General features: G+C 58.7%; 1 pseudogene. It reads right to left on the reverse strand.

Annotated elements, in window-relative coordinates:
* Positions 1-445: pseudogene (locus tag OZ411_RS43060) on the reverse strand (transposase); the annotation flags it as partial.
* Positions 446-508: the final 63 nt, after the last annotated feature.

Raw genomic sequence — 508 nt, forward strand, 5'->3', positions numbered from 1 at the left:
GCTTTGAACTTGCTGCCATCGATGGCGACGCTCGTCGTCGCGAGAAGGCCCATTTCACGGCAGAGTTCGACGAAACGCGCACATACCTTGCGTAGTGCCTGGCCGTTGTTCTTGCGGAAGTCCGCGATCGTCTTGTGATCAGGAGCGAGACGACCCAGCAGCCACATCACCTCGACATTGCGTCCGGCCTCCCGTTCCAGCCGCCGGCTGGACTGCACCCGGTTCAGATAGCCATAGATGTAAAGCTTGAGGAGCACCGAGGGGTGGTACGACGGCCGGCCAGTCGCCGCCGGCTCCACACCCTCAAAACTCATCTCAGCCAAATCGAGCGCATCGACAAAAGCGTCGATCACGCGAACAGGGTTGCTTCGTCAATGAAATCATCGAGGCATTCGGGCAACAGCCTCCACTGCCCACGATCTGCCTCTTCAACGAAGCGCCTCATCAATTCCCCCGCAGAATCACGAGAGAACCATAACAGTGGCGCAGCGTTTTTACACAGCCAGGG

Origin of the sequence: Bradyrhizobium sp. Arg237L, from assembly GCF_029990105.1 — a bacterium.
In the GTDB taxonomy this organism is placed as follows: Bacteria; Pseudomonadota; Alphaproteobacteria; order Rhizobiales; family Xanthobacteraceae; genus Bradyrhizobium.